Raw genomic sequence first — 26,455 nt, forward strand, 5'->3', positions numbered from 1 at the left:
AGGTGAAACTGCATTTTCCTAGATCATCCATCCGCCGTAATTGCATTGTCAGGCGGCTCACACTCTAACCATGGGAGTGGACGTGCTTAACGGTGTGCTCATCCTCGGCCTCTTGTTCGCGCTCTGGCTCGTGCTTGCCGGCGTGACGATCGTCCGCGGGCTGTCGATGCAGCGCCGCGCCGCGCTCACCGCGGCGCAATCGACCAAGCTCTCGGCGTTGATCGATGCCGCGCCGGTGCTGCCGCTCGTCGTGCGCGAGGATATGCGGATCGAATGTCCCGACCGGCTGAGCCAGTGGCTCGGTCTCGATGGCGCGCCGCGCTATCTCGATGACCTGTCGCCTGGCGGAGGCGATGGTGCCAGCGGCCTGTCGCGCGACGATCTGTCCGCGCTGAGCGATCATGTCACCGCCGTGCGCCGTTCGGCGGGACGCTTCAGCCAGCTGGTCGGCGTGGCGGGTTCGCACCGCGTGCTGCGCGTCTCGGGAGCGCCTGCGCCAGCCCGGATCGGCGGGCAGGGCGCCGTGCTCCTTTGGTTCGCCGACGTGACCGAGGGGATGGCCGACCAGATCGAGATCGAGGCCGAGCGCGACCGCGCTGTCACCGCCTTCGAATCGCTTTCGGCGCTCGTCGAGGCGGCGCCGTTCCCGATGTGGTTCCGCGATCGTGGCCTTGGTTTGCGGCTCGTCAATCGCGCTTATGTCGCCGCGACCGACAGCGACGACGCCCGCGCCATCGTCGCCGCTGGCACCGAACTGGTCGAGCCCGTTGCGGGGATCAGCGCGGCCGAAGCGGCCGGCCAGGCGCAGGCAGGCGGGGCGATCGTCCAGCGGGCGATCCCGGTGACGATATCGGGCGCGCGGCGGATGATGCGCGTGGTCGACGTTCCCGTCGGACGCGCCGGCGTCGCGGGCTTTGCCATCGACATTCAGGACGCCGAGGACGCCCGCGCCAATTTCCGCCGGTTCGCCAAGGCGCAGCGCGACCTGCTCGATCGCCTGTCGTCGGCGGTCGCGCAATTTGGTCCCGACAAGACGCTGCGCTTCGCCAACCAGCCGCTATCGCGCCTGTTCGGACTCGATCCCGCCGCGCTCAAGGAGCATGCCGAGTTCGCCCGCTTCCTCGATCGGCTGCACAGCCAGGGGCGCACGCCTGAAGTGCGCGATTATCCCGCCTGGCGGTCCGAGCGGGTCGGCTGGTTCAACAGTGCCGAGGTCAACGAGGAAAGCTGGCAGCTGAGCGACGGCACGCATTTGCGGACCGTTGCGCAGCCGACCCCCGATGGCGGGCTGCTGCTGATTTTCGAGGACCGCACCGAGCAGGTCCAGCTGGCGAGCGCGCGCGACACGTTGCTGCGCGTCCGCACCGCGACGGTCGATAACCTGTTCGAGGCGATCGCGGTGTTCGCTGCCGACGGCAAGCTGCAGCTGTGGAACCGGCGGTTCCGCCAGGTCTGGGAGATCGACGAAGCGGTGCTCGCGGGGCATCCGCGGCTCGACGACCTGCTCAAGCAGCTCGCCGACAGGTTGATGCGCCCGGCGCAGGCTCCGCTGATCCAGGAAATCATCCGCGCGGCAACGGGCGAGCGGCGCCAGCGCGCGGGCAAGATCGCGTTTCGCGACGGCCGCCATTTCGAATTTGCCGCGGTTCCGCTGCCCGACGGCAACGCGCTGTTGACGATGCTCGACGTCAGCGACAGCCGACGGATCGAACAGGCGCTGCGCGATCGCAACGACGCGCTCGAAGACGCCGATCGCGTCAAGTCGGCGTTCCTGTCGAAAATGAGCTATGAACTGCGCACGCCGCTGACCTCGATCGCGGGTTTCGCCGAGATGCTCGCGACGGGATATGCCGGCGAATTGCCCGCCGCTGCGGTCGATTATGTCGGCGCAATCGTCGATTCGGTCGAGTTGCTCGGGCGCCATATCGACAATGTTCTCGACCTTTCGCAAAGCGAGGCGGGGACGCTGCCGATCGAGCGGGTGCCGACCAATCTCACCGAAGTGGCGCAGGCCGCGGCGACCGCGGCGATCAAGCTCGCGCAGGACAATGATGTCGAGCTGGCGGTCGAGCTGGCCCCGTCACTGGGCGCGATCCAGGGCGATCCGCGCCGGCTGCGCCAGGTTCTAGATCACCTGCTGGCCAACGCGATCCGCTATACCGCTGCGCAGCGCAGCGGCGATGCGCGCGTCCTGCTGCACGGCGACGGCAATATGAAACGCGCGCGGCTGGTGATTTCGGACAACGGCCCGGGCATCGCCCGCGACAAGCAGAACCGCGTGTTCGACGTCGTATCGCGCCGGTCGGCAGGCGGCGAGGACGGCAATACCGGTCTCGGCCTGCCGCTGTCGCGCCAGCTCGTCGAGGGTCATGGCGGCACGTTGAGCCTTGTGTCCGAGCCGGGTGAAGGCACGATGGTCACGGTCGAGCTGCCGCGCGCATGATCGAATACGGCCTCGACGAGATCGGATTGCTCGGCAAAAGGATCGCGCGCTCCCTGCAGCCCGGCGATGTCGTCGGCCTGACGGGATCGCTCGGCGCGGGCAAGACGACGCTGGCGCGTGCCATCCTCGCTGCATTGGGGCTCGAAGGCGAGGCACCGAGCCCGTCGTTCGCGATCGTCCAGCCCTATGCCCCGCCCGAAGTCACGTTGCCGGTGCTGCATGTCGATCTGTACCGGATCGAGGACGCGGCCGAGATCGACGAACTCGGCCTGTTCGACGACAGCGCGCACCAGGTTCTGCTGATCGAATGGCCCGAGCGCATGGGGCAGCGCGTACCTGCCGAAATGCTCAACCTGACGATCGATTTCGCCGACGAGGCGCGGCGGCGCTTGACAGCCACCGTGCCCCCAGCTTGGGAAGGGCGATGGCCGCCGCAATGATTCCTCCCGCCCACGCTCCCGCATTTCTTGCCTCCCATGGCTGGGGCGGGGCCGATATCCTGCCGCTTGCCGGCGATGCCTCGTTTCGGCGCTATTTTCGCGTCGTCGACAGCGACCGACGAGCGGTGCTGATGGACGCGCCGCCTGCCAAGGAGGATTCGCGCCCCTTCATCGCGTTGGCGAACTATCTGGCCGATCACGGCTTTCGGGCGCCGCGCATCCTCGCTGCCGATCTCGACGGCGGGTTGATCCTGCTCGAGGATTTCGGCGACCGGCTGATGCGCGCCGAGATTGCCAGCGATCCCGCGAGCGAAACCGCGACCTATCGGCAGGCGGTCGATATCCTCGCCGACCTTCACGCCAAGCCGGTGGCCGAGCTGCCGCCCTATGACTGGTCGGCCTATGCGCGCGAAGTCGCGCTGCTGACCGAATGGTATCTGCCCGCGATCGGGCTGGCGACCGATCCCGAACCCTATCTCGCCGCCTGGCGTGAGGCGATGGCGCCACTGATCGCGCGGACGCATGCGCCGGTGACGGTGCTGCGCGACTACCATGCCGAGAACCTGATGCTGCTCGAGGGCGGCGCGATGGGCTTGCTCGATTTCCAGGACGCGCTCGCGGGCCACCCGGCGTACGACCTGGTTTCGCTGTTGCAGGATGCGCGCCGCGAGGTCTCCGAAAATCTCGAGCGCACGATGCTCGATCATTATTGCGCGGCCGCCGGGGTCGCCGACCGCGCAGCGTTCGAAAGCGATTATGCGCTGCTCGGCGCGCAGCGCAACGCCAAGATCATCGGCATCTTCACCCGCCTGTGGCAGCGCGACGGCAAGGACCGCTATCTCGACATGATCCCGCACGTCTGGCGCCTGCTCGAGCGCGACCTTGCGCATCCCGCGCTTGCCCCCGTGGCGGCCTGGATGGACGAACACGTCCCCGCCGACCGCCGCGTCGCGCCGTCGCCCGCATGAGCGCGAACATCGAAACCGCGATGGTCATGGCGGCCGGGCTCGGCAAGCGGATGCGGCCGCTGACCGCGACGCGGCCCAAGCCGCTGATCCGCGTCGGCGGGCGACCGCTGATCGATTACGCGCTCGACCGGATCGCCGCGGCGGGGATCGGCAAGGTCGTCGTCAACACGCATTACCTGCCCGACGCGCTCGAAGCGCATCTGCGGCGGTCGAAGCGTCCGTACGAAATTGCGATCTCCGATGAGCGCGCGCAGCTGATGGAGACCGGCGGCGGGCTGGTCCAGGCACAGCGCGCCGGGCTGCTGACGGGTGATCCGGTATTGTGCGCCAACAGCGACAATATCTGGACCGACGGTCCCTATGACACGATCGCGCGGATGGCAGGCGCATGGGACGACAAGGCGATGGACGCGCTGCTGTTGCTCGTGCCGCATACCCGCGCAGTCGGCCACAACGGCCGCGGCGATTTCCGCATGGACGCCGCGGGCAAGCTGAGCCGGCGCAAGGCCGGGGCGATCGCGCCCTATATCTATTCGGGCGTGCAGCTCCTTTCACAGCGCTTGCTGCGTGATCCGCCCGAGGGTCCGTTTTCGACCAACATCCTGTGGGATCGGGCGATCGCCGAAGGGCGATTGTTCGGCATCGCCCATGAGGGCATGTGGTGCGACGTCGGGTCGGTGGCGGCGATCGCCAAGGCCGAGGCGGTGCTCGCGGATGGCTGAGGCCCCGCGCGCCAATGTCTTCTCGATGCCCGCGCACAGGGCGTTCGCCGATGCGCTCGCGGTCGGGCTGCTCCGCCGCTTTGGCAAGGACCCGCTCGGGCTTGCCCGTGGGATCGTCATCGTCCCCAACAACCGCGCCAAGCTAGCGATCCAGAACGGCTTCGTCCGCCATTCGGGCGGCGGGCTGCTGCTGCCGCGGATCGTCGCGATCGGCGACAGCGACCTGGGCGAGAGCGTCGGCATCGGCCTCGACGCGATCGACGGCGATGACCCGCTGCCACCGGTGGTCGATCCGCTGCGCCGTACGCTGATCCTCGCGGCGATGATCGCGCGCGTGTACGAGCGCGAGGCCGAACGGATCGACGGGGCCGAAGCACTGGCGCTGGCACAGGCGCTCGGCGCCACGCTCGACCAGATGCAGCTCGAACGCGTCGAACCTGCGCAGCTGACCGCGCTGGCCGATGAAATGGGAGAGGAACTCGCCGGTCACTGGCGCCAGTCGCTCGACCTGTTCCGCATCCTGTCCGACGAATGGCCGCGCGAACTGGCGGCGCGCGGGCTGATCGATCTCGCCGATCATCGGGGCCGCGTGCTCGATGCGGTTGCGGCGCGCTGGACGCAGGGAAGCGACGCGCCGTTCATCGTCGCGGCGGGCATATCGGACACCGCGCCCGCGGTTGCCCAGCTGCTGCGCACGCTCGCCTTCATGCCGCAGGGGATGGTCGTCTTCGCCGATCTCGACCGTGCGATGCCGCAGGCCGAATGGGATGCGCTCGGCCCGCATGAGGCCGGCGGCGAGGGGCCGGGCCAGCCCGATCTCGAAACGCACCCGCAATATCACCTGAAATTGCTGCTCGACCGGATGGGGATCGCGCGCGACGAGGTGCGCCGCTGGCAGGCGGCGAGCGAGGCCGATGCGACTCCGCGCCGGACGATGATGACATCGAACGCGTTCGCGCCCGCTGCCTTCACCGGCAAGTGGCGCGAGCTGCAATCGCACGAACGCTCGCTCGCCGGGATCAAGGCGATCGAGCTCGCCAATCCGGCGCAGGAGGCGCAGGCGATCGCGCTGGCAATGCGGCACAGCCTCGAAACGCCCGAACGCACCGTCGCTTTGGTCACCCCCGATCGCGCACTGGCGGCGCGCGTTGCCGCGCACCTGACGCGCTGGGGCATCGCCGCCGACGATTCGGCAGGGCGTGCACTTCCCCAGACGACGGCGGGCGCGCTGCCGTTGCTCGTAGCCGAGGCGGCGGCGGCACGCTTTGCCCCGGTCGAGCTGATGAGCCTGCTCAAACATCCGCTCGTCCGCTCGGGCGGCGACCGGCTCGGCTGGCTCGACCAGGTCCGCGCGCTCGACATGGTCCTGCGCGGCCCGCGTCCGGCCAACGATCTCGACGGGATCGGTGAATTCCTTACCGCCGAGGGTGCCAGGCGAACGCGCGCTGCGCGCCATGCGATCGCGCCGTGGTGGCGCGAGGTCGCGGCGATCCTCAAGCCGATCGAAACGCTCTTTGCGGGCAGGGATGGCGCGGCGATCGATCTTGGCAACGCGCTCGCTGCGATCCGCGAAACGATGACCGCGCTCGCCGGCGATGCCGCCTGGACCGGACCCGCGGGCCGCGCGCTCGCCGATTTTTTCACCGATCTTGCGATTGCCGCGCCTGACCTGCCCGGTGGCATTGCGCCCGACGCGATTCCCACCGCGCTCGAACGGCTGATGGCGCCGATCGCGGTGCGCCCGCCGCAGGGCGGCCATCCGCGGCTGTTCATCTGGGGACTGATCGAAGCACGCCTGCAGAGCGCCGACCTGATGATCCTCGGCGGGCTCAACGAGGGTGTCTGGCCGCAGCTGCCCGCGCCCGATCCGTGGCTCGCGCCCGGTATCCGCCGCCGCCTCGGCCTGCCCGGGCTCGACGGGCGGATCGGGCTGAGCGCGCACGATTTCGCCGGTGCGCTCGCCGCACCCGAAGTGCTGATCACGCGCTCGCGGCGCGATGCAGGTGCGCCGACCGTCGCCTCGCGCTTTGTCCTGCGTCTCGAAGCGATGGCGGGCGGCCTGCCGCGCCCCGAGCTTGCCGACGACATGGGCGCGCTCGCCCTCGCGCTCGATCAGGCGCAGGCACGCGAGCAGATCAAACATCCCGCGCCGGTGCCGACGTCCGAGCAGCGGCCGCGCAGGATCAGCGTGACACAGCTCGACCGGCTCAAGGCCGATCCCTTCGCCTTTTACGCACAAAGCGTGCTGCACCTCGCGGCGGTCGACGCGCTCGATGCCGATCCGACCGCGGCGTGGCGCGGGTCGGCGGTTCACGAGGTGCTCGAACTCTGGTCGAAGGAGGACGATCACGATCCCGCGCTGCTGCACCAGCGCGCGCGCGACCTGATGCTCGCGCCCGGCGCCAACCCCGTCATCCGCGCGATGTGGGAGCCGCGCCTGCTCGCCGCGATCGAGTGGATTGCCGAGACGATGTCGGCGCAGATCGCCGATGGGCGCCAGCCGATATTGTTCGAGCAATGGGGCGAGGTCGAGATCGACGGCGTGATGCTCGGCGGCAAGGCCGACCGGATCGATCGCCTGCCCGACGGCGGCATCGCGGTGGTCGATTACAAGACCGGCCAGGCCCCGACCGCGGCGATGGTCCGCGCAGGGTACAGTTTGCAGCTCGGCCTGCTTGGCCTGATCGCCGAACGCGGCGGCTTCGAAGCGCTCGGCGACGACAACCGCGCTTACGGTTTCGAATACTGGTCGCTCGCCAAGAAAAAAGACGTGTTCGGACATATCGCCAAGCCGTTCCCCGCGCGCCCGACGCCCGATGATGTGTCGCCCGAGAATTTTACCGCATTCGTTGAACGCCACCTGGTCGCTGCGTGCGAGCGCTGGTTGACGGGTAACGAGCCGTTCACCGCCAAGCTCGCGCCCGAATTTGCCCCCTATGCCGACTACGACCAGCTGATGCGGCTGCAGGAATGGTACGGGATATGAGCGGCGCGAACCTCTATCCGCTCAATGCAGAGCAGGCCGTCGCCGCCGATCCGCGCGGCAATGTCTGGCTGACCGCATCGGCGGGGACGGGCAAGACGCAGGTGCTCGCCGCGCGCGTCCTGCGGCTGCTGATGCGGCCCGAGGTCAAGGCCGAGAACATCCTCTGCCTGACCTTTACCAAGGCGGGCGCGGCCGAAATGGCGATGCGCATCCAGGAGGTGCTGGCGAGCTGGGTCCGCGCCAAGGGCCCCGCGCTCGCCGCCGACCTGCAGGCGATCGGCGAGGACCATTCGCCCGCGGCGCAGGAGCGCGCGCGGACCTTGTTTGCGCAGGTGATCGATTCGCCCGGCGGCGGGCTCAACATCCAGACGATCCACAGCTTCTGCCAGACGCTGCTCGCGACCTTCCCGATCGAGGCGGGGCTGATCCCGGGCTTTCGCGCGCTCGAGGAACGCGAACAGGCATCGCTCAGGCGCGAGGCGCTGTCCGACATGCTGCTCGCGGCCGAGCGCGAGGGCAACCTCGGCCTGATCGCCAAGGTGCAGGCGCTGTCGCTGCGTATGGGCGAGGGCGGGGCGACCAGTTTCCTGTTCGCCTGCAGCGGCTATGCCGACTCGCTCGATCGGTTGACCGGCGATCTCGCGCCGCGCCTGCGCAATGCTCTCGAACTGCCGCTCGGCGACATCGGCGACTGGATGGCCGAACGTTGCGGCGATGATGGCGTCGATTGCAACGCGCTGGCGATGATCGCGGCGGCAGGGCGGGCCTGGGGGACCAAGACGGGGATCGGCTATGCCGAGGGAATCGAGGCGTGGCTTGCCGCGCACCCGGCGCAGCGGGGGGAGGCGATTGGCGACCTGGTGTCGGTATTCCTTACGCAGGCGGGAACGCTGCGCCGCGATTACGATCCCGACAAAGCGATGGCGAGCGTCGGCGATGCCGCGCGCGAACTGGCCGAACATCTCGGCGAGCTGGCGAAAATGCCCGGGCGCGTCGCCTTCATCGACGAGCTTGCCGGGGCGATCGAGGCGGGGCGCGCCTATGTCCGCGCCTATGCGGCCAAGAAGCGCGCGCTCGCGGTGGTCGATTTCGACGATCTCATTGCCAAGGCGGTCGAACTGCTGCGCGACGGGCGACTGTCCGACTGGATCGCCTACAAGCTCGACCGCCGGATCGACCATGTCCTCGTCGACGAGGCGCAGGATACCAACCCCGACCAGTGGGCGATCGTCCGCTCGCTGACGCAGGAATTTTTCGCCGGCGCCGGAAGCAAGGGCGACACGCTGCGCACGCTGTTCGCGGTCGGCGATTTCAAACAGGCGATATTCGGTTTCCAGGGGACCAGCCCCTATGCTTTCGACAATGCGCAGAAGGCTTTTGGATTGCTCGCTGGTTTCGCCGAAAAGCCATTCCGCGCCGTGGCGCTGAACATAAATTATCGTTCGACCCCGCCGGTGCTTGCCTTTGTCGATGCGCTGTTCGCGCGTGTCGGCGCAGATGTCCTCGGCAAGATCGATCCTGGCGTCGCGCACGAAAGCGCGCAGCCCAACATGCCCGGCCAGGTTGTCCTGTGGCCACCAGTCCCCGCTATCGCCGACGGTTCGGGCAACGGCGGGGCGGACGAGGGCGACGAAGGCTGGATCGAGCAGGGCGTGCGCAGCCTTGCCGACCGCATCGCCATCCAGGTCGCCGACTGGATCGAGAATGGCTGCGATGGCCAATCGGTCAGTCCCGGCGACATCATGGTGCTGGTGCGCAAGCGGACCGATCTAGCCGCGTTGCTCGTCGCGCGGCTCTATGCGCGCGGCGTCGCTGTTGCCGGCGTCGACCGGCTGCGGCTCAACGCGCCGCTCGCGGTGCAGGATCTGCTCGCCGCGGCGCGGTTCGCGCTCCAGCCGTACGACGACCTCAACCTCGCCGCCTTGCTCGTTTCCCCTTTGCTCGGCTGGACCCAAGACGACCTGTTGGCGCACGGATACCGCGACAAGGGTGTGCCGCTGTGGACGCATATCCAGGGCAATCGCGCGATCGCGGCCAAGGTCGCACCGCTGCGGACCATCCTCGCAGCCGCCGACCTGACGACGCCCTATCGCTTTTTCGAGGAGATCCTCTCGGGCCCGATCGGCGGTCGCGCCCGGCTGCTCGCGCGGCTCGGCAACGATGCGCGCGATCCGATCGAGGAACTGCTCAACGCCGCGCTCCAGTTCGAGGCGAGCCATACGCCTTCGCTCCAGCCATTCCTCGCCTGGTTCGATACCGGCGGGGTCGATGTCAAACGCGAGACGACCGCGCGGTCCGACGAAGTCCGCGTGATGACCGTTCACGGCTCGAAGGGGCTGCAGTCGCGCATCGTCGTCCTCGCCGATGCGACCGTCGATCCCGACAACGCGGTCGGCGGCGGCTTTGACTGGCAGATCGACGAGGACGTCACGATTCCGGTCGTCGGCGCGTCGAAGGCGTTGCTGTTCGGCCCGCTCGAAGACGCCGCCGAGTGGGCCAGCGGCAATGACGCCGAGGAGCATTGGCGCTTGCTCTATGTCGCGATGACACGCGCCGAGGAAATGCTGTTTGTCGGCGGCGCGCTCGGCAAGCGCGCGGGCGACACGCCTCCCGAGAGCAGCTGGTACGCCGCGATCGAGGCGACGCTCGCCGACATGGGATGCGAATGGGACGACAGCGGCGAGCCATGGGGCAGGGTGCGACGCTATGCGCCGATTCCCTACGGCAAGGCGGTCGCTTCGGGCTCGTCCGACAGCGCCGCAATGCCCGCTTTGCCGGACTGGACACGCACAAAGGCACCTGAGGAAGCACGCCCGCCGCGTCCGCTCGCGCCGTCGTCGCTCGGCTCGGATAATGCGGGCGACCCGCCCGCCGACCTCGCCCGGCGCGACGCGATCGAGCGCGGGCGGCTGCTCCATGGCCTGTTCGAACGCTTGCCCGAGGTCGCGCCCGATCGGCGCGCCGATGCCGGGCGCCGCTGGCTCGAACGCCAGGCGCCCGATCGCGGCGAAGCCGATCGCGATGCGATGGTCGATGCGGTCTGCACGATCGTTGCCGATCCCGAACATGCCGCGCTGTTCGGACCCGATTCGATGGCCGAGGTGCCCGTTGCGGCGGTCGTTGCCGACGGGATTGTCGTATCGGGGCAGGTCGACCGGCTGATCGTCGCCGCCGATCATATCGCAATCGTTGATTACAAGACGGGCGGCCATGTCCCGCCGACGGCCGACGATGTCCCGCTTGCCTATGTCCGGCAAATGGCGGCCTATGCCGCGGCATTGCGCGTTATTTTTGCCGATCGCCCGATCCGCGCGGCGTTGCTCTACGTCGCCGGGCCGACGATGATCGACCTGCCGCCCGACCTGCTCGCCGACCACGCGCCGGGGCGCGAAGGGCTTAGCGCACCGAGTCCTTGAGTAATGGCGCGACGCTTCCTACCTTCGGGGTCAACACAAGGAGATATCATCATCATGGCGACCAAGGCGATTTCGGACGACAGCTTCCAGAGCGACGTTTTGCAGGCGGATAAACCCGTTCTCGTGGATTTCTGGGCCGAATGGTGCGGCCCGTGCAAGATGATCGGCCCCGCGCTCGAGGAGATGTCCGAGGAAATGGCCGACCAGGTGACGATCGCCAAGCTCAACATCGACGACCATCCCGAAACCCCCGGCCGTCTGGGCGTGCGCGGCATCCCGACGATGATGCTGTTCAAGGGCGGCGAGCTCGTCGCGACCAAGGTCGGCGCGGCTCCCAAGAGCCAGCTCAAGGCATGGCTCGAAGGCGAGCTTTGAGGCCTTCGCGAGCGGGTGGCGATGCCGCCCGCTCCGATTGACTAAAGTCTAGGCAAACCCTACATCGCGCCGCATGTAGCGGCACGCGCGGCGGCAATTTCGTGAGACCATCCAGGTGTCGCGGTCGACGCGTATTTGCCGCAGTATTTTTGCATAAGTCAGGATCGTTACATGCTCGCCGGTTTGGCCAAATCCATCTTCGGGTCGTCGAACGACCGTTATGTCAAATCGCTCGGCAAGACGGTCGACGCCGTCAACGCGCTCGAAAGCAGCTTCGAGCCGCTCAGCGACGACGAATTGCGCGGCAAGACGCAGGAGTTTCGCGATCGGCTCGAAGCCGGCGAGACGCTCGACGATCTGCTTCCCGAAGCCTTCGCCACCGTCCGCGAGGCGGCCAAGCGGACGCTCGGCCAGCGTCATTACGATGTCCAGCTGATCGGCGGCATCGTCCTCCACCGCGGCGAGATCGCCGAGATGCGCACCGGTGAGGGCAAGACGCTCGTCGCCACGCTCGCCTGTTATCTCAATGCGCTCGAGGGCAAGGGCGTCCACGTCGTCACGGTCAACGATTACCTTGCCCGGCGCGACTGCGACTGGATGGGGCAGGTCTATCGCTTTCTCGGCCTGACCACCGGCGTCATCGTGCCCAACCTGTCCGACCAGGACCGGCGCGACGCCTATGCTGCCGACATCACCTATGCGACCAATAACGAGCTCGGTTTCGATTATTTGCGCGACAACATGAAATACGATCGCGCGCAGATGGTCCAGCGCCCGTTCAATTTTACCATCGTCGACGAAGTCGATTCGATCCTGATCGACGAAGCGCGCACGCCTTTGATCATTTCAGGCCCGACCGACGACAAGTCGGACATGTACGTTTCGGTCGATGCGCTGGTGAAGCAGCTCGACGAAGAGGATTACGACAAGGACGAAAAGCAACGCACCGTCCTGCTGACCGAAGACGGCCAGGAAAAGGTCGAGCGGATGCTCGAGGATGCCGGGCTGCTCGAAGGGTCGAACCTCTATGATTTCGAGAACACCCAGGCGGTCCACCACGTCCAGCAGGCATTGAAGGCCAACGCGCTGTTCAAGCGCGACACCGATTACATCGTCAAGGATGGCAAGATCATCATCATCGACGAGTTCACCGGGCGGATGATGGACGGTCGTCGCTGGTCCGACGGCCTGCACCAGGCGGTCGAGGCCAAGGAAGGCGTCAAGATCGAGCCAGAGAACCAGACCTTGGCGTCGGTTACCTTCCAGAACTATTTCCGCATGTATCCCAAGATTTCGGGCATGACCGGTACCGCCGCGACCGAAGCGGGCGAATTTTACGAGATCTACAAGCTCAACGTCGTCGAGATCCCGACCAACCTGCCGGTCCAGCGGATCGACGAGGAAGATACCTTCTACAAGAACACGCAGGACAAGTTCGCCGGTATCGCCAGGACGATCAAGGAACACAGCGACCGCGGCCAGCCCGTGTTGGTCGGTACCGTTTCGATCGAAAAATCCGAATTGCTGAGCGAATTCCTTGAGAAGGAAGGCGTTGCTCACAGCGTCTTGAACGCGCGCCAGCACGAAAGCGAAGCGCATATCGTCGCCCAGGCGGGCCGTCCCGGCATGGTCACGATCGCGACCAACATGGCGGGCCGCGGCACCGACATCCAGCTTGGCGGCAACGTCGAGTTTCGCGTCGGTGACGAGCTTGCCGAAATGCCCGAGGGGCCCGAGCGCGATGCTGCGATCGAAAGGATCAAGGCCGAAGTCGCCGAAGAGCGCCGCCTCGTCCGCGAAGCTGGCGGCCTGTTCGTTCTCGCCACCGAGCGCCACGAGAGCCGCCGCATCGACAACCAGCTGCGCGGCCGTTCGGGCCGCCAGGGCGATCCCGGCCTGTCGCGCTTCTACCTCAGCCTCGACGACGACCTGCTGCGCATCTTTGGCCCCGACACGCTGTTCGCCAAGATGCTGCGCTCGAACCTCGACGACGGCGAGGCGCTGCCGCCCTCGAAATGGATGTCGAAGGCGATCGAAACCGCGCAGAAAAAGGTAGAGGCGCGCAACTATGACCAGCGCAAGCAGGTCGTCGAATATGATGACGTCATGAACGACCAGCGCAAGGTCATCTACGAACAGCGCAGCGAGATCATGGACGCCGATACCGTCGGCGACGTCGTCGTCGACATGCGCGCCGAAACGGTCAACGCGCTGGTCGGCGAAGCGTGCCCCCCGGGCAGCTATCCCGAACAGTGGAACATCGCCGGCCTCAAGGAACGAATGATCGATGTGCTTGGCATCGATGCGCCGCTGAAGGACTGGGTCGAAGAAGACGCGGTCGAACCCGAAATGTTCGAACACCGGCTCGGCGAACTAGCCGATGCGCTGGTCCAGGAAAAGGTCGACCAGGTCGAACCCGAAATGTGGCCGCGGATCGAAAAGAGCATCTTGCTCAAGACTCTCGATCACCACTGGAAAGAGCATCTGGCGACGCTCGACGCGCTGCGCCAGGTCGTCTTCCTGCGCGCCTATGCCCAGAAACAGCCGATCAACGAGTATAAGCAGGAAGCCTTCCAGCTGTTCGAACGGATGCTGACCAACATCCGCGAAGACGTCACCCGGACGATCGCGACGAGCCAGTTCGAGGCACGACCGGTGCCGCCGCCGCTGCCCGACCTGCCCGACTTCCTGACGACGCATATCGACCCGCTGACCGGCGAAGACAATTCGGCCGATGCCGACGGCAGCCTGTTCGCGATCGAGCAGGGCAATCTGCCGCCGTTCCAGAGCCCACAACCCGACCCCACCCCGGGTGACGGTGTCCGCGACAATCCCTATGCCGGCCGGGAGATCGCCCGCAACGCGCCGTGTCCGTGCGGATCGGGCCGCAAGTACAAGCACTGCCACGGGGCGCTCTAGGCGTCGCATGGGGCTTTGATGAGCATCGTCATGCCATTCGCGCTGGCGCTGGCGTTCGGCATCACGGCCCTGCTCTATGCCAGCGTCGGCTTCGGCGGTGGATCGACCTATAACGCGCTGCTCGTCCTCGCCGGGACCGATTATCGAATCCTTCCGGCGATCGCGCTCATCTGCAACATCATCGTCGTTGCCGGCGGCAGCTGGCGCTACGCGCGCGAAGGCTGCGTGCCGTGGGCGCGGCTGTGGCCGATCCTGCTGCTGTCGGCGCCGCTCGCATGGCTCGGCGGGCGGATCGCGATCGAACGCGATCATTTCGTCCTGATCCTCGGCCTCAGCCTGCTCGTTGCGGCGATCCTGATGCTTACGCAGCGCGAGTCCGAAGGCCAGGGCGATCACGATCCGCGCTGGCGCTGGGCGGCGCCGCTGACGGGGGCAGGAGTGGGCTTGCTGTCGGGGCTGGTCGGCATCGGTGGCGGGATATTCCTCGCGCCCGTGCTGCACCTCGCCCGCTGGGCGCCGCCGCGCGTCATCGCGGGCAGTGCGTCGGTCTTCATCCTCATCAATTCGCTTGCCGGGCTGGCCGGCCAGGCGAGCAAGATCGGTAGCGATAGGATCGGCGACGTTGCCGCCTATTGGCCGCTGGTGCTGGGGGTGCTGGTCGGTGGCCAGATCGGCAGCCTGCTCGGCGCACGAATCCTGCCGCCGCGGCTGATCCGCATCGCGACCGCGCTGCTGATCGCCTATGTCGCGATCCGGTTATTGCTGATTTGAGAGGTGGGGTCTTGAACGACCCGGTAAAATGGCTCCCCGAGTAGGATTCGAACCTACGGCCAAGTGATTAACAGTCACCTACTCTACCGCTGAGCTATCGGGGAGCAGCCGGGGCTACCCGGCACGGCACGCCTATGCCGATTTCGTTATCGCAATGCAACACCTCAAACGACGAACTGCTCCATCGCGATGCGATCGTCGAGCGCGTGCTCGGGATCGAACAGCAAGGTCAGCGATCGGGTGCGGTCGATCGCGACCTCGACACGGCGGACATTGCGCACTTCGCGCTGGTCGGCGACCGCGCTGACCGGGCGTTTTTCGCATTCGAGAACGGTGAAGGTGATCCGCGTCCGTTCGGGCAGGATCGCACCGCGCCAGCGGCGCGGGCGAAAGGGGCTGATCGGGGTCAGTGCAAGTAGCGCCGAATCGAGCGGCAGGATCGGGCCGTGCGCGCTTAGATTATAGGCGGTCGAACCCGCCGGGGTGGCGACGAGCACGCCGTCGCACATCAGTTCGGGCAGCATCGTGCGGCCGTTGATCGCCACCTCGATCTTGGCGACCTGGCGCGTTTCGCGCAGCAGCGACAGCTCGTTGATCGCCGGCAGGGTGATGCGCGTCCCGTCGACTGCCTCGATATCGACCGTCAGCGGGGTGACGGTGATCTCGCGCGCCTTGGCGATGCGCGCATCGAGGCCCTTGATGCGCCACTCGTTCATCAGGAAGCCGAGCGTGCCGAGGTTCATGCCGAACACCGGCAGCGTGCGGCCGTTGTCGAGCATATGGTGGAGCGTCTGGAGCATGAAGCCGTCGCCGCCGAGTGCCAGCAGCATGTCAGCATCACCGGTGTCGACGAAATCATAGGCGTCGCGCAGCTGGCGTTCGGCGGCGCTCGCCGGCTCGGTGGTCGACGCGACCAGCGCGATCTTTCGTGACAATGCGGTCATCCCCCCGTCTCGCTCATCGTCCGCGAAACTGCGGCCGTGCGTTCACGTTGCGCGGTGAGGAAATCGTGCGCCAGCGGCTTGATCCTGAGCCCCGCGTCGATCGCGTCGTCGATCGCCTCACTATTGCCCGATCGCACCGCCCCGCGCAGGTCGACATGGTCTTCGCGGCCGAGGCACATATAGACGCGCCCCGTCGCGGTAACCCGGACGCGATTGCAGCCCTCGCAGAAATTGCGGCTCAGCGGGCTGATCAGGCCGAGCCGGATGCTCTTTCCCGGGAGCGCATAATAGCGTGCCGGCCCACCCGTGCGATGCAGTGCGGGGGCCAGCGCGTCGCCGGCATCGGTGAGTGGCCGGATGAAATCGGCAAGCGCGATGTAACTGTCGCTGGCGCTGGCCGCTTCGGGGCCGAGCGGCATCGCCTCGATCAGCGACAGGTCGATCCCGCGCGCATCGCAATAATCGATCATCGCGGGCAGCTGGTCCTCATTGACCCCGCGCTGCGCGACCATGTTGACCTTGACCGCGAGACCCGCGCTGCGCGCTGCCTCGATCCCCGCGAGCACCTGGCCAATATCGCCGCCGCGCGTGATCGCCCGAAACTGCTCGGGGTCGAGCGTATCGAGGCTGACATTGACGCGCTCGACGCCGCCTGCCGCGAGCATCGCCGCATGGCGATCGAGCAGCACCCCGTTGGTCGTCAGCGTGACCTCTTCGAGCCCGCGTGCACGCAACGCGCCGATTTGTTCGACGATCTGCCCGATATCCTTGCGGACAAGCGGTTCGCCGCCGGTCAGGCGAATGCGCGTAACGCCGCGCGCGACAAAGGCCTCGGCGAGCAGGACGATCTCGTCGGCGGTCAGCAGTTCGGGGCGCGGAAGAAAGCGCATGTCGGCGGGCATGCAATAGGTACAACGCAGGTTGCAGCGATCGGTCACCGACATGCGGACATAGCTGATCCGCCGTCCGTGGACGTCGATCAGCCGGCGATCGGTACGCGCTGCTATGGCTGGGCTGTGCACGGCGCCAGACCTATGGTGCGTCTCGCCCGAGCGCAAGCGACGATCGTGCGAAAAGGCTAAGGATTGCGCAATCAAAAGCTGCTAGTCGAGTTTCCATGTCAACGCACGAAGCCTTGTCCGACCGCCCGCTGTTCGTCCTGTCGCCCACGCATCGCGATGCCATGGCCGACCGTTTGAGCGCGCTGGGCGTACCCGCGATGGTCGCCCGGCGGCGCGAGGGACTGGTGCGACGCTTCATCATGGCGGGGTCGAACGCGCTGCTCGTCGACGCGCGCGACGCGGTTCCCGACACGCTCGCCGCGCTGCACGACATCGGTGCGATCGTCCGGGCCAATGGCGCGCGGATCATCGTCATGAACGCGCGCGGCGAAAGCGGTGCGCTCGCCGATTTCGTTGCCGCGGGGTTCGACATCTATCTCCCGGGCGATTGCTGCGACGAAGAGCTGCGAGCGTGCATAGCGATCAGTACAGGCGGGGCGGGGGTGGCCGACGACGGCGCCGATGACCGCCGCTTTCTCGAGCAACGTCGCGATCACGTTACCGGCCTGCCCGGCGAGACCGCGGCGCTGGCCTTGCTCCACGCGCGGCTCGCGACATCGTCGGCGACGATATTGCTGGTCGAACCAACCGATCTCGACCGCGTCAACGACCAGGCGGGCGAGGAAGCGGGCGACGAACTGCTGCGCATACTGGCCGGCCTGATCGACCGCTTCGCCCGCGACGAATGGGGCCCGGACGCGCTGGTGACGCGGCTCAAGGGCGCGCGTTTCCTGTTGATCGCGCCGGCTGAAACCAGCGTCGAGCAAGTCCAAGCCGAAACGCAGGCGCTGGTCGATTCGCTCGGCACGCCGGTGATGCTCGCGGGGACGAGCTGGCAGGTCGGTTGCCGGACCGCGGTCATTGCCGGGGCACAGGGTACGCAGCCTTCGGACCTGTTGCGCGATGCCGCGCAGGCACTCGGAAGCGAGGGCATCGACGGTCCGGCGATCATCATCGGGACCGCGATCACCAAAGCCGAAGTGCGCGTCGTCTATCAGCCGCAATTCGCAATTGAAGGCGGCGCGATGACGGGGGTCGAGGCGCTTGCGCGTTGGGACCATCCCGATCTCGGTCCTCTCGGCGCGGCGCCGCTGGTCACCGCGGCCCGCCGCGCGGGCGTGTTGCCCGAGCTCACCGCGCATATCCACGAGATCGCGCTAGCCGACATGACGGGCTGGCCGAAAGCGATGGGCCATGTCAGGCTATCGCTCAACATCACCGCAGAAGACCTTGCCCGGTCAGGGTTTTCCGCGCGCTTTCTCAATCGGCTTGCACGCTGGGACGCGCCTTGCAGCCGGATCACGGTCGAAATCACCGAGGACGCGATGGTCCGCGATATCGCGCAGGCATCGGCGGCGCTCGCCGAGCTCAAGGAGGCGGGTGTCGGGATCGCGATCGACGATTTCGGTTCGGGCTATGCCGGGCTCGGCTATTTGCGCGACCTGCCGGTTGACTATCTCAAGATCGACAGCGACATGACCAAGGACCTGGTCGGGTCGCAGCGCGACCAAGCAGTGATCCACGCGGTGTTCGAACTGGCGCGCTCACTGGGGTTCGAAACGATCGCCGAAGGGGTCGAAACGACCGAACAGCTCGACCTGCTCAAGGCCGAGAGTTGCACCTATTATCAGGGCTTCCTGCGCTCGGCAGCGGTCGCATCGGACCAGCTCGCCGAGTTTCTCTAGCCCGTTCAGCGCGCCAGCTTGGCAAGCCCCTTCGACAACTGCAACGCGCCATGGAGGCGATCGCCCGGCGTCTGCCACGCGCGCGCGATGACGAGGCGGTGGTCGGGACGCAGCCGCGCGATACCCTTGAGCCGTTCGACATAATCGAGCAGCCCGGGAACGTTGGGGAATTCGTCGTTGCGAAACGCCACGATTGCGCCCTTGGGACCGACATCGACCTTGGCGATGCGCGCGCGCAGAGCGTTCTGCTTGATCTCCATGAGGCGCAGCAGGTTTTCGGTTGGCGCAGGGATCGGTCCGAAGCGGTCGATCAGCTCGGCAGCGAACGATTCGATATCGGCCTTGCCCTCGAGGTCGTTGAGGCGGCGATAGAGCCCCATTCTGAGCGCCAGGTCGGGAACATAGGTCTCGGGGATCAGGACGGGCGCATCGACGGTAATCTGAGGCGACCATTTGGTATCGAGCTGGATATCGAGATCGCTGACGCCTGCCTTGGCCGCCAAAATCGCGTCCTCGAGCATCGACTGGTAGAGCTCGAAGCCGACCTCGCGGATATGGCCCGACTGCTCGTCGCCGACGAGGTTGCCCGCGCCGCGGATGTCGAGATCGTGGCTGGCGATCTGGAAGCCGGCGCCGAGCGTGTCGAGATCGACGAGGATCTTGAGCCGTTTTTCGGCGGTTTCGGTCAGCACGCGCTGCGGTGCGGTGGCGAAATAGGCATAGGCGCGCGTCTTCGACCGGCCGACGCGGCCGCGTAGCTGGTAGAGCTGGGCGAGGCCGAAGCGGTCGGCGCGGTGGATGATCATCGTGTTGGCCGACGGAATATCGAGGCCCGATTCGACGATCGTCGTCGACAGCAGGACATCGTATTTGTTGTCGTAGAACGCGCTCATCCGCTCTTCGACAATGGTCGGCGACATCTGGCCGTGCGCGACGACCGCCTTCACCTCGGGCACCTCTTCGCGCAGGAAGCGTTCGAGCTCGGGCAGGTCGGCGACGCGCGGAGTGACGAAATAGCTTTGCCCGCCGCGATAATGTTCGCGCAGCAGCGCTTCGCGAATGACGATCGGGTCCCACGGCGTGACATAGGTCCGCACCGCAAGGCGATCGACCGGCGGCGTCTGGATGACCGAAAGGTCGCGCAGCCCCGACATCGCCATCTGCAGCGTGCGCGGGATCGGCGTCGCGGTCAGCGTCAGGACGTGGACGTCGGTCCGCAGCGCCTTCAGCTTTTCCTTCTGCGTGACGCCAAAGCGCTGTTCCTCATCGACGATGACGAGCCCGAGGCGTTTGAACTCGACCGATTTGGCGAGCAGCGCGTGGGTCCCGATGACGATGTCCATCGTCCCGTCGGCAAGGCCTTCGCGCGTCTTCTTGGCTTCGGCAGCGGGGACGAGGCGCGACAGGCGGCCGATGTTGATCGGGAAGCCCTTGAAGCGCTCGGTGAAGTTGATGACGTGCTGGCGTGCGAGCAATGTCGTCGGGCAGACCAGCGCGACCTGCATTCCCGCCATTGCCGCGACGAACGCGGCGCGCAACGCAACCTCGGTCTTGCCGAAGCCGACATCGCCGCAGATCAGCCGGTCCATCGGCCGACCCTTGGCCAGATCGTCGATCGTGTCGGCGATCGCGCGGTCCTGGTCGTCGGTTTCCTCGAACGGAAAGCGATCGACGAACTCGGGATAAGCGGGGTCGGGCAGGGCGATCTCGGCGGGGCGCATCGCGCGCTTCGCCGCAGTCGCGAGCAGCTCTCCGGCGATCTCGCGGATGCGGTCCTTCATCCGCGCCTTGCGCCGCTGCCATGCTTCGCCGCCCAGTTTGTCGAGCTGGACGCCTTCGCTGTCCGATCCGTAGCGCGACAGCACGTCCATGTTCTCGACGGGCACGAACAATTTGTCGCTGCCCGCATAGGTCAGCGCGACGCAATCGTGCGGGGCCGATCCGACCGGGATCGAGGTCAGCCCTTCATAGCGGCCGATGCCGTGGTCGGCGTGGACGACGAGGTCGCCCGGCGTCATCATCGCCAGCTCGGCCTGGAAGGCGTCGGCGCTCTTCTTGCGCTTGACCCGGCGGACGAGGCGGTCGCCGAGCATGTCCTGTTCGGTCAGCAACGCGACATCGGGGCCGGTAAAGCCGTGATCGAGCGGCAGGGTGACGAGCGCGACGGTCGCGGCCGAAGCGGTCCCGAGCGCTTCCTGCCACGTGTCGACCTTGGCGACGCCGGTCAGGCCGTGATCGGTAAGGAGGCCGGCAAGGCGTTCGCGCGATCCGCCCGAGTAGCTCGCGAGGACGAGCTTGCGCCCGCGCATCGCCTCGCCCTTCGCATGCGCGACGACGGCATCGTAGACGTTGGCGTTCTGGGTCCGTTCGGGCGCGAAGTCGCGGGGACCCGCGACGCCGAATGCGATGACCGATGTGCTGGGCGGCTCGGGAAAGGCGCTCGTCGCGTGGATCGGTGCACCGGCGATCCGCGCCTGCCACTCGGTCGGCGAGAGGTAGAGCGTGTCGGGCGTCAGCGGGCGATAGCTGCCCGGATCGCTGCGCACCGCCTCGGTGCGGTTGCGGAAATAATCGGCGATCGCCTCGAAGCGCGATTCGGCGGCGCTTTCGGTGCCGCCGTCGCGGACCCACAGCGTGTCGGGCCCGAGATGGTCGAACAGTGTCTCGAGCCGCTCCTCGAACAGCGGCAGCCAGTGGTCCATGCCGGCGAGGCGTCGGCCTTCGGAGACCGCCTGGTAGAGCGGATCGCCGGTCGCATTGGCACCGAAGCGTTCGCGATAGCGCGAGCGGAAGCGCTTGATGCTGGCTTCGTCGAGCAGAGTTTCGGCCGCCGGGAACAGCGTGAAACCGTCTACGCGCCCCGTCGTACGCTGGTCGGTCGGGTCGAAGCGGCGGATACTCTCGATCTCGTCGCCGAAGAAATCGAGTCGCAGCCCCTCGCTCTCGCCCGAGGGGAAGAGGTCGACGATGCCGCCACGGACGGCATATTCGCCGCGGTCGGCGACAGTATCGGCGCGCGAATAGCCATTGTCCTGCAGCAGGCGGATCAGCCGGTCGCGGTCGATCCGCTCGCCCGCCGCGAGCCTGGCCGACAGGCCACGAACGCGAAACGGGGTCAGCGTCCGCTGGGTGATCGCGTTGACCGTGGTGACGATCAGCTCGGCGGCGGCAGGCTTGCCCTGCAGCGCCACCAGCGTGGCAAGCCGCTGCGCCGAGACGCGCAGGCTCGGCGACGAGCGATCATAGGGCAGGCAATCCCACGCGGGATAGATCCGCACGACCATCTCGGGGGCAAAGAACTGCGCGGTATCGGCGATCGCGTGCATCGCCGATTCGTCGGGTGCGACGAACACCGTCCGGCCCGGCGCCGCGCGCGTCAGGTCGGCGAGCATCGCGGGCAGGAAGCCGGTCGGCACGCCGGCGAGCGTCAGCGGCGCCTTGGCCTGCAGGATTTGGGCGAGGTCGGTCATGCGGTGGGCGCTGCACTCACTTGGGAATATCGATGTAATCGAGGCGCTGCATCGCGGCCATTTGCGGGCCCGCGACCGCCTCGGGCGGGACTTGCGTGCCGATCGCCCAGGCCATGATGTCGACATCGTCGTGATCGAGCAGCATCTCGAACCACGCCATTTCGGTCTCGTCCCACGATGCGCCATGGGTATCGAGGAAGCCACCGATCATCATGTCGGCTTCTCTCGTCCCGCGGTGCCAGGCGCGAAAGTGCAGGCGTTTGAGGCGCGTTGCGTGGTCCATGGGATACTTTCTGTCGATGCGGTCGGGCGAATCGGGATCGACCGCAGGACGAACTGGCGTGCTGCGGCGCGGTGGGTTAGGCAGCACAGATAGTCATGCGCCCCGATATACTCAATCCGCTGTTTGCCGAACTGACGAGCCTCAAGGGGATCGGACCCGGCCTCGCCAAGCCCCTGGGCCGTCTCGGTCTGGCGCGGATCGTCGATGCGTTGTTCCATCTGCCGACCGGGGTGATCGAACGCAAGGCGGTCGCCGAGCTCGACGAAGCCGATGTCGGACGGATGATCCTCGTAACGCTGACCGCGCGCGATTATCGCTCGGTCGGGTCGAGCCGCGCGCCGTTCCGAATCGAGGCGTTCGACGGCGTCGGCAACCATGTCTCGATCGTCTATTTCGGCCGCAACACCGGCTGGGCGCGCAAACTGTTTCCGCTTGGCGAGGCGCGGCGCGTCGCGGGACGGCTCGATCGTTTCGGCGATGCCTTGCAGATCGTCCATCCCGACATGGTCGAACCGGTCGATAGCGAAGTGTCGATCGCACTGCGCGAACCCGTCTATCCGCTCAGCGAAGGCCTGACAAACGCGCGCATGGCCGACATCGCCGCCCAGGCGCTTGAACGCGCGCCCGAGCTCGACGAATGGGCCGATGCGGGGCTGGTCGCGCGCGAGGAATGGCTCGGCTGGCGACCCGCGCTGGCCGCGGCGCACGCCGAACCCGACGACGCCAGGGCGCGCGATCGACTGGCCTATGACGAGATGTTCGCCGGGCAACTCGCCTGGATGCTGGTGCGGCAATCATTGAAGGCGCGGCGCGGTCATCCGGTGACGGGCGACCGCCGCCTGCGCGACATGCTCAAACTGCCCTTTGCGCCGACCGGCGCGCAGAGGCGCAGCATGGACGAAATCGAGGGCGACCTCGCGCAGGACACACCGATGCTGCGGCTGCTGCAGGGCGATGTCGGCTCGGGCAAGACGATCGTCGCGCTCGACGCGCTGCTCACCGCGGTCGAGGCAGGCAAGCAGGGCGCACTGCTCGCGCCGACCGAGATCCTGGCGCGGCAGCATTTCGCGACGCTCCAGGCGATGCTCGTCGGCATGCCGGTCAACCTCGCGGTGCTGACCGGGCGCGACAAGGGCAAAGTCCGCGAAGCGACGCTGATGGGCCTCGCCGACGGCAGCATCGATATCCTCATCGGCACGCACGCGATCTTCCAGGAGGCGGTGACCTATCGCGATCTCGCCGTCACGGTGATCGACGAACAGCACAAGTTCGGCGTCGCACAGCGGCTGTTACTGACGCAAAAGGCGTCACGCCCGCCGCACCTGCTGGTGATGACCGCGACGCCGATCCCGCGCACTCTGCTGTTGTCGAACTACGGCGAAATGGACGTTTCGAGACTGGACGAAATGCCGCCGGGGCGCACCCCCGTCGATACGCGGATCATCGGCTCGGCAAGGCTCGACGAGGTCGTCGATGCACTTGGCCGGCACATCGATGCGGGCAAGCAGGCCTATTGGGTCTGTCCGCTGGTCGAGGAATCGGACGCGGTCGATCTCGGCTCGGCAGAGGAACGCGCCGCGTCGCTCAAACAGCGTTTCGGCGACAGGATCGGGCTCGTCCACGGCCGAATGAAGGGCCCCGACAAGGACGCTGTGATGGAGGCGTTCTCGCGCGGCGAGACCTCCGTGCTCGTCGCAACGACGGTGATCGAGGTCGGTGTCGACGTCCCCAATGCGAGCCTGATCGTCATCGAGAGCGCCGACCGGTTCGGCCTGGCCCAACTGCACCAGCTGCGCGGGCGCGTCGGGCGCGGCGCCGAGAAATCGGTCTGCCTGCTCGTTCGCGGCGAAGCGCTGAGCGAATCGGCCAAGGCCCGCCTGACGATGATGCGCGAGACCAATGACGGCTTTCGTATTGCCGAGGCCGATCTCGAATTGCGCGGATCGGGCGAAGTGCTGGGAACGCGCCAATCGGGCGAGGCGGGCTATCGCGTCGCGACGCCCGAACAGCTGCAGCGACTGTTACCGCTCGCGCACGATGATGCGCGGCTGTTTATCGATCGCGACGGTGGGATTGCGGGCAAGCGCGGCGAAGCGGCGCGCACGTGCCTCTATCTGTTCGAACGCGACGCTGCGGTGCCGCTGCTCAGGGGCGGATGAAGTCCATTCCCCCAACCCCGTTTGCCCTGAGTAGCGCCGAAGGCGCGTATCGAAGGGTCGGATTGAAACTCAATGCTGAGAATAAATATGGCAGGGCTTCGACACGCTCAGCCCGAACGGATGTGTTGTGTGTCTGATCCCGCGCTTACTGCTCGCGCGGGGTGCAGCCAAAAGCGCGCAGCAGCGGGAGGTAATCCTGCACCGAGATCATGTTTTCGAACTGGACGCCGGTACGGCCCGCCATCGACCAGATGACGCGCGCGGCAACCTGGCCGAGGATCGGCATCTTGAAGATCAATATGTCGTTGACTTCGAACTGTTGCGGCAGGCGAAACAGGACGCCATCGGCGGAAATGTTGACGATCGTCACCACTTCCTGCCGTGCGTCGGGCAAGGTTACCGACGTCCGGGCATAAATGTCGGTTCGGGGTGCGATCCGCGTGTCGGGTCCGGCGTATTGAGCCTTGGAGAGATCGATCTTCTGCATATAACTCGTGCCCTAATGTGCGAGGGTAGAGAATGCCGAACGAATCTCAATAAACCATGAAGATGCAATCAGGCGGCCGGAATAATCCGGCCGTGCTTTTTTGCCCCGAGGCTGATCTGGAGCGCCTGGTCGCCCGATAGCGGCCCGATCGGGTGGCGCGGGTCGGTTATGCGTTCGCCGTCGATGCGCACCGCACCTTCGTCGATCTTGCGGCGGGCTTCCTTGTTAGACGCGGCAAAACCCAGCCCGGTCAGCGCCTCGATGACGGTCATGCCCTCTGCCGGCAGCGCGAGCGTCGGCAGGTCGCCAGACAGAGCGCCGGTCTCGAAGGTCTGGCGCGCGGTTTCGGCGGCGCGCACGGCGGCCTCTTCGCCGCGGCACAGCGCGGTTGCGGCGTCAGCGAGGCATTTCTTCGCCTCGTTGATCTCGGCGCCCTCGAGCGCTTCGAGGCGTTCGATCTCGTCGAGCGGAATGTCGGTGAACAGGCGCAGGAACCGGCCGACATCGCGGTCGTCGGTGTTGCGCCAGAATTGCCAGTAATCGTAAGCGGGCAGCGCATCCTCGTTGAGCCACACCGCGCCGGCGGCGGTCTTGCCCATCTTCTTGCCGTCGGCGGTGGTGATGAGCGGGGTGGTCAGGCCGAACAGCTCGGCGCCGTCGGTCCGGCGGCCAAGCTCGATCCCGTTGACGATATTGCCCCACTGGTCCGATCCACCCAGCTGCAAGCGGCACTGCTGCTCACGCGACAGGTGCAGGTAATCATACGCCTGGAGGATCATGTAGTTGAATTCCAGGAACGTCAGCGGCTGTTCGCGATCGAGCCGCAGCTTGACCGAATCGAAGGTCAGCATGCGATTGATCGTGAAATGCGGACCGACGTCGCGCAGCATGTCGATATAGCCGAGGCCACAGAGCCAGCGCGCATTGTCGACCATGATCGCGTCGGTCGGACCGCTGCCGAACTTCAGAAACCGTTCGAAGACCTGGCGGATCGAACGGATATTGCCGCCGATCTGCTGGCTGGTCAGCATCTGGCGGCTCTCGTCCTTGCCCGACGGATCGCCAACCATCGACGTGCCGCCGCCCATCAGGACAATCGGCTTGTGCCCTGCCTGCTGCATCCGGCGCAGCATCATGATCTGCACGAGGCTGCCGACATGCAGCGACGGCGCGGTCGCATCGAAGCCGATATAGCCCGGCACGACCTGCTTGGCGGCGAGCGCATCGAGCCCTTCCGCGTCGGTCGTCTGGTGGATATAGCCACGGCTCTCGAGCAGCTTGAGAAGATCGGATTTATATTCGGTCATGGCGCGAGCGATTAGCATG

General features: G+C 66.6%; 17 protein-coding genes and 1 tRNA gene. 11 read left to right on the forward strand and 7 right to left on the reverse strand.

Features of this window, described 5'->3' with window-relative positions; translation table 11 throughout:
• Positions 1–70: 70 nt before the first annotated feature.
• The 9 genes from FSZ31_RS08935 to FSZ31_RS08975 all read left to right on the forward strand — a co-directional run bounded on the left by FSZ31_RS08935 (position 71) and on the right by FSZ31_RS08975 (position 15,040).
• Positions 71–2,443 (forward strand): sensor histidine kinase, encoded by a 2,373-nt coding sequence (locus tag FSZ31_RS08935; RefSeq protein WP_147123004.1) that lies wholly within the window; start codon positions 71–73, stop codon positions 2,441–2,443.
• The gene (gene tsaE, locus FSZ31_RS08940) at positions 2,440–2,883 is read left to right on the forward strand and encodes a tRNA (adenosine(37)-N6)-threonylcarbamoyltransferase complex ATPase subunit type 1 TsaE (protein WP_147123005.1); all 444 of its coding nucleotides are present in this window, start codon (positions 2,440–2,442) and stop codon (positions 2,881–2,883) included. Before FSZ31_RS08935 ends, tsaE begins: the two co-directional genes overlap by 4 nt.
• A complete protein-coding gene (locus tag FSZ31_RS08945) occupies positions 2,880–3,851 on the forward strand; it encodes an aminoglycoside phosphotransferase family protein (protein ID WP_147123274.1) in 972 nt (323 codons plus the stop codon). The genes tsaE and FSZ31_RS08945 overlap by 4 nt, the downstream gene beginning before the upstream one ends.
• Positions 3,848–4,573, forward strand: a complete 726-nt coding sequence (locus FSZ31_RS08950) for a nucleotidyltransferase family protein (protein WP_147123006.1) — start codon at positions 3,848–3,850, stop codon at positions 4,571–4,573. Before FSZ31_RS08945 ends, FSZ31_RS08950 begins: the two co-directional genes overlap by 4 nt.
• Positions 4,566–7,559 (forward strand): double-strand break repair protein AddB, encoded by a 2,994-nt coding sequence (addB, locus tag FSZ31_RS08955; RefSeq protein WP_147123007.1) that lies wholly within the window; start codon positions 4,566–4,568, stop codon positions 7,557–7,559. The genes FSZ31_RS08950 and addB overlap by 8 nt, the downstream gene beginning before the upstream one ends.
• Positions 7,556–10,975 carry a double-strand break repair helicase AddA gene (gene addA / locus FSZ31_RS08960; RefSeq protein WP_147123008.1) on the forward strand — a complete coding sequence of 1,140 codons (3,420 nt, stop codon included), beginning with the start codon at positions 7,556–7,558 and terminating at the stop codon, positions 10,973–10,975. Before addB ends, addA begins: the two co-directional genes overlap by 4 nt.
• 54 nt (positions 10,976–11,029) lie before the next feature.
• Positions 11,030–11,350 carry a thioredoxin TrxA gene (trxA, locus tag FSZ31_RS08965; protein WP_147123009.1) on the forward strand — a complete coding sequence of 107 codons (321 nt, stop codon included), beginning with the start codon at positions 11,030–11,032 and terminating at the stop codon, positions 11,348–11,350.
• 171 nt (positions 11,351–11,521) lie between these two features.
• Positions 11,522–14,269 (forward strand): preprotein translocase subunit SecA, encoded by a 2,748-nt coding sequence (gene secA, locus FSZ31_RS08970; protein ID WP_147123010.1) that lies wholly within the window; start codon positions 11,522–11,524, stop codon positions 14,267–14,269.
• Positions 14,270–14,287: 18 nt separating this feature from the next.
• Positions 14,288–15,040, forward strand: coding sequence for a sulfite exporter TauE/SafE family protein (locus FSZ31_RS08975; protein ID WP_201739150.1), 753 nt, complete (start codon positions 14,288–14,290; stop codon positions 15,038–15,040).
• A gap of 29 nt (positions 15,041–15,069) precedes the next feature.
• Here the strand turns inward: FSZ31_RS08975 and FSZ31_RS08980 are convergent.
• The 3 genes from FSZ31_RS08980 to moaA form a co-directional block, all read right to left on the reverse strand.
• Positions 15,070–15,144, reverse strand: a tRNA-Asn gene (locus FSZ31_RS08980).
• Positions 15,145–15,204: 60 nt separating this feature from the next.
• Positions 15,205–15,984 (reverse strand): NAD kinase, encoded by a 780-nt coding sequence (locus FSZ31_RS08985; protein ID WP_147123011.1) that lies wholly within the window; start codon positions 15,982–15,984, stop codon positions 15,205–15,207.
• Positions 15,981–16,928, reverse strand: a complete 948-nt coding sequence (gene moaA, locus FSZ31_RS08990) for a GTP 3',8-cyclase MoaA (RefSeq protein WP_236643768.1) — start codon at positions 16,926–16,928, stop codon at positions 15,981–15,983. Before moaA ends, FSZ31_RS08985 begins: the two co-directional genes overlap by 4 nt.
• A gap of 173 nt (positions 16,929–17,101) precedes the next feature.
• Between moaA and FSZ31_RS08995 the strand changes: the two genes are divergently transcribed.
• Entirely contained in the window at positions 17,102–18,730 is a 1,629-nt protein-coding gene (locus FSZ31_RS08995) for a GGDEF domain-containing phosphodiesterase (RefSeq protein ID WP_147123012.1), read from the forward strand.
• Positions 18,731–18,735: 5 nt separating this feature from the next.
• Here FSZ31_RS08995 and mfd read toward each other — a convergent pair whose 3' ends face one another.
• Both mfd and FSZ31_RS09005 read right to left on the reverse strand, forming a co-directional pair.
• Entirely contained in the window at positions 18,736–22,200 is a 3,465-nt protein-coding gene (gene mfd / locus FSZ31_RS09000) for a transcription-repair coupling factor (protein WP_147123013.1), read from the reverse strand.
• Positions 22,201–22,216: 16 nt separating this feature from the next.
• On the reverse strand, positions 22,217–22,483 hold the full coding sequence (locus FSZ31_RS09005; protein WP_147123014.1) for an FAD assembly factor SdhE: 267 nt from the start codon (positions 22,481–22,483) through the stop codon (positions 22,217–22,219).
• Between the two features lie 95 nt (positions 22,484–22,578).
• On the opposite strand from FSZ31_RS09005, the gene recG reads away from it, so the two are divergent.
• Complete coding sequence (recG, locus tag FSZ31_RS09010) at positions 22,579–24,642, forward strand: ATP-dependent DNA helicase RecG (RefSeq protein WP_147123015.1); 2,064 nt, start codon at positions 22,579–22,581, stop codon at positions 24,640–24,642.
• A gap of 145 nt (positions 24,643–24,787) precedes the next feature.
• Here the strand turns inward: recG and FSZ31_RS09015 are convergent, their stop codons facing one another.
• On the reverse strand, positions 24,788–25,129 hold the full coding sequence (locus tag FSZ31_RS09015) for a PilZ domain-containing protein (protein WP_147123016.1): 342 nt from the start codon (positions 25,127–25,129) through the stop codon (positions 24,788–24,790).
• A gap of 68 nt (positions 25,130–25,197) precedes the next feature.
• A complete protein-coding gene (gene tyrS / locus FSZ31_RS09020) occupies positions 25,198–26,436 on the reverse strand; it encodes a tyrosine--tRNA ligase (protein WP_147123017.1) in 1,239 nt (412 codons plus the stop codon).
• Positions 26,437–26,455 lie beyond the last annotated feature (19 nt).

Source organism: Flavisphingopyxis soli (assembly GCF_007995095.1).
GTDB lineage: Bacteria > Pseudomonadota > Alphaproteobacteria > Sphingomonadales > Sphingomonadaceae > Flavisphingopyxis > Flavisphingopyxis soli.